Raw genomic sequence first — 3,332 nt, forward strand, 5'->3', positions numbered from 1 at the left:
TAAACCCTGCGGTTATCTTTATCTGTAGGTCAAAACCGATCAACTACACAGCGAATGCGATGGCAGCAAAGAAGCAGGCGTTCTTAGACGCATTACGCGCGAGTGAAGGCCAACTGGAGGAGTATGACTTAGGAGAGAATTTGGGGTTCACCAAACAAGAGACGCAACAGGTGATTGAGGAACTAGAAGAAGAGGGCAAGATCGTCTATCAAGCCCTTAGTTTGTGCCGCTACGCCGTGGCCTCGTAACGCTGTTTGGCGGCGGGCACAAGAAAAAAGCCCCGGTATGTCGGGGTTTTTTCTTGTAGTGCTACACTCTAGCTGCGGCAAGGTGGAGGGCCTAACGCCGGTTGGCGCTGCTTGTTGTCGTGTAACTTGCTGTAAGCACATCAATATCAATTGTATGGAGCAAGTCGTACACAGTCTATCAACACACACAGCAACTGCGATGGACTCGAAGAAACAGAAGTTCTTGACTGCTTTAAGAGCTAGTCAAGGTCAGCTAGAGGAGTACGACTTAGGGAACCGCTTGGGACTCACCGAAGGAGAAACAAGGCAAGCAATTAAGGAGCTAGAAAAGGAAGGAAAGATTGAGTACCAATCGTTTGGCCTGTGCAACTACGTAGTGGCCTTGTAATTCTGCTTGCATAAGTAACACTAGAAAAGCTTTGAGCAGTTGGCCTGGGCTTTTGCTGGTAGTCCTTGCTCTACAAATGGAGCTATAGCTGCTCAGGAGCGAGATAGCAGACGCGATGCAACCAATCGTAAGCGTTAGACCCTTCGTCGAAAGTAGCCATGAAAGGCTCCGTCGACTTGCGCATCAGCTCCTCGGTCCGCTCGTGTCTGTACCAGTCGTGGGCGTTAACCCAGGCAATGGCTTGCATACCGGATTCTGTTAAGAAGCTGAGGTAGCTGGTGCTTAGCCAGCGACCAATCTCCTCCCACCCGTCCAAGGACTCACTAGCGTCGCATAAAAGCAAGGTGCAGTGTAGCTCGCTGGTAAAGTGTAAAATCAGGGCGCGGCTGCTTAGGTATATTTCCGCCGTCGGCTTGCCATGCCACGTGGCCGTTAACCAGTGATGAGCCGCCTCGTAGTGCAGCGAAAAAGCAGGAGATTCGAACAAGGGTCTCATGTACTGCTTATCGTTATTGACTATCAGTTAGTTATACGGAAAATAGTTGGTAGTTTTACGGAGTAACTAAAGGAGTACTCCGTAGCAGGGACGATCTGAGTTTGCCGTGGCCTCTCGGCGTGATGGACTAGTTTTGTATCAGTTCTGGTAATTATCAGAATAGTTACCTATCAGAACTGATACGTAACTATTCTGACGGGCAATGAGATTGATACCCACCAGGCTTGGTAGGATCCTTCAGCGATGTGGAGGACGGCTCTCCTACACGATTTGAAAGCTGGACCAACATGGCGTTTATGTGGTGGGTCGTTGTCCTGCAATCCCCGCAGCCCGCAGCGCAGTAAGCCATGTCTTTGTACATACAAACTCAGGTTGTATGTACAAAAGAGCCGAGAATGAACGCAAGCTATTCGGCTCGTAAATAGGATGGGTATGAGCGATTGGTACCGCCGAAATCAATGCCACTCTGCTGTGTTATTCAGTAGCCTATAGCGCCTCTGTTCTATCCTTATGCCGACACCTATCTTACGCTTATCCCAACCCTTGCCTTCTGCGCTCGAGCAGAAGCTTCGGCGCTTTTTGGCCGGCAATCCCTTCGTCCAACAGGTATCCAGCCCCATTGCTGATCTACGCCAACTTGCCCAGCAGCTCTGGTTTGAAGACCTCGGTACCGTGCTTTTGGTCTACACGCGAGAAGGTGAGCACGTAGGTTATATTGCTGCCGAGTAGTACCTCGGCTGAACGCCTACGAAATACGGGTGGAAGTAGCGCCTTCTTCCGCCCCGAGGATTACGTGCGCCTGCAAGGCCTTGCCGAGCTGTAAGAGCATCTGCTGTTGTACCGCTTGGCTCGTGCAGGTGAAGGTGATTTGCTCGCCATCCAAAAACTCCACTTGCAGTAGGTGTACTTGTCCCTCGGGGGAGATAGAACCTGTGAACTCCTCCCGATTAGCGGCCGTTACCGGCAGCCTGGTGCGCGTAACGGCTCGGATTTGGGTGGTGTTCAGCAGGCACTCGCCGTGCGTACCAAATTGCAGGAAGGTTGGGAGAGAGGCAGTAGACATGGACAAACGGAGAGACGCGACAATAGTACGGTTCAGCTGGCAATCCTGCATCCAGTATCCTCGCCAAACACAACTAAGTATCTGCTAGGCAAGGAGAAAAAGCAGGCATCAGGAATGCTAACGAGCTGAGCAGGATCTTGTGCCACTAACACTTCATGTACCCGTCGAGCTGCGGGCTTGGCGCTCACGCATCACGAAGGTCTTGTACCTACCTAACCTGATAACTACCTATTCTGATAGCTATCAAAAAGGATAGTCAACTATTCTGCTGTGCAACTGCGCTGATAGGTAGTTATGCTGCTACGTAACTGCTCTGATAGGTAACTATTCTGTTATCTAACAATTTAATTATTTAAATACTAGCTTAAGTAACTGTTGTGTTAGCTAACAGGCTTGATAGGACCCTTGTAGTGGGGCTGGGAATACAGCTCCTCCAAGCGACTCCGAGAGGACTACTCCAGTGCTTTCCGGCGGGTCCTACTCCTGCAGCAAGCCATGACTTTGTAGCTACAAAGCCCACCCAGGAAGGCGACGCATAGCTCTTCCCCCTTACGGATCTGCCAGTGGTAAAGAGGATCCCAACACGGTGGTGATCCTAGTTGCAAACACCAAACAACTGGGCGCTTCCGTGGTGCAAAGAATGCGCCTACTCGTCCGGGTGGGATACCAACGCACGCGCCAACTGGTAGTAAAATAGAGTTGCTGCTGGTAGTGAACGACGGAGTGTATCCAGTACGGTGATAGAAAACCTGAACGAAAAGCGCCTCTGCTTTCTGGATGTTAGTAACACTTCATACAGCCACGTAATCCGGAAGACTAGGCTTGGCTCTCACGCATCACCAGCGTTTGGTAGGTGCAGCGCCGCATGGCCGAACAGTCTTCACAGCTGTGCTGCGGTATATTTCTGTGCGCCCATTGCCACAGATATAGACCTTAGGTCCGGCGGCTACCTTGTGCGCGGCTTTCCGAACGGAGGCAGGCGTGGATGAACTTGTAGATAGTTAGGGTAGCTTCTAGGGCGGCGATGCTCGTGTACTCGGTGCCGCCATGTTCCTTCTTGGCATGACTTTTTAGCGCGTGCCGTGTAGCTCAACAATGATTTCTTTATGGCTTCCGCTCAGCAAACGGCCTTCGTGG

The 3,332-nt window shown here is 51.1% G+C and carries 5 protein-coding genes; 3 read left to right on the forward strand and 2 right to left on the reverse strand.

The features are described from left to right. Positions 1–248: hypothetical protein (locus tag BXP70_RS30155; protein ID WP_086597582.1), on the forward strand; the 248-nt coding region annotated here is incomplete at its 5' end. Between the two features lie 199 nt (positions 249–447). Then, on the forward strand, positions 448–636 hold the full coding sequence (locus tag BXP70_RS28840) for a hypothetical protein (RefSeq protein WP_086597583.1): 189 nt from the start codon (positions 448–450) through the stop codon (positions 634–636). Between the two features lie 82 nt (positions 637–718). Here the strand turns inward: BXP70_RS28840 and BXP70_RS28845 are convergent, their stop codons facing one another. After that, positions 719–1,132, reverse strand: coding sequence for a hypothetical protein (locus BXP70_RS28845; protein WP_086597584.1), 414 nt, complete (start codon positions 1,130–1,132; stop codon positions 719–721). Between the two features lie 543 nt (positions 1,133–1,675). Here BXP70_RS28845 and BXP70_RS28850 point away from each other — a divergent pair. Beyond that, positions 1,676–1,861, forward strand: a complete 186-nt coding sequence (locus BXP70_RS28850) for a hypothetical protein (RefSeq protein ID WP_086597585.1) — start codon at positions 1,676–1,678, stop codon at positions 1,859–1,861. A gap of 16 nt (positions 1,862–1,877) precedes the next feature. On the opposite strand, the gene BXP70_RS28855 is transcribed toward BXP70_RS28850, so the two are convergent. Next, complete coding sequence (locus tag BXP70_RS28855; protein WP_086597586.1) at positions 1,878–2,195, reverse strand: hypothetical protein; 318 nt, start codon at positions 2,193–2,195, stop codon at positions 1,878–1,880. Positions 2,196–3,332: the final 1,137 nt, after the last annotated feature.

Origin of the sequence: Hymenobacter crusticola, from assembly GCF_002154225.1 — a bacterium.
Lineage (GTDB): Bacteria > Bacteroidota > Bacteroidia > Cytophagales > Hymenobacteraceae > Hymenobacter > Hymenobacter crusticola.

Excerpts from the sequence above, each read along its gene's own strand:
- BXP70_RS28840 (WP_086597583.1), top strand. The coding sequence starts at position 448 with ATGGACTCGAAGAAACAGAAGTTCTTGACTGCTTTAAGAGCTAGTCAA.
- BXP70_RS28845 (WP_086597584.1), bottom strand. The coding sequence starts at position 1,132 with ATGAGACCCTTGTTCGAATCTCCTGCTTTTTCGCTGCACTACGAGGCG.
- BXP70_RS28855 (WP_086597586.1), bottom strand. The coding sequence starts at position 2,195 with ATGTCTACTGCCTCTCTCCCAACCTTCCTGCAATTTGGTACGCACGGC.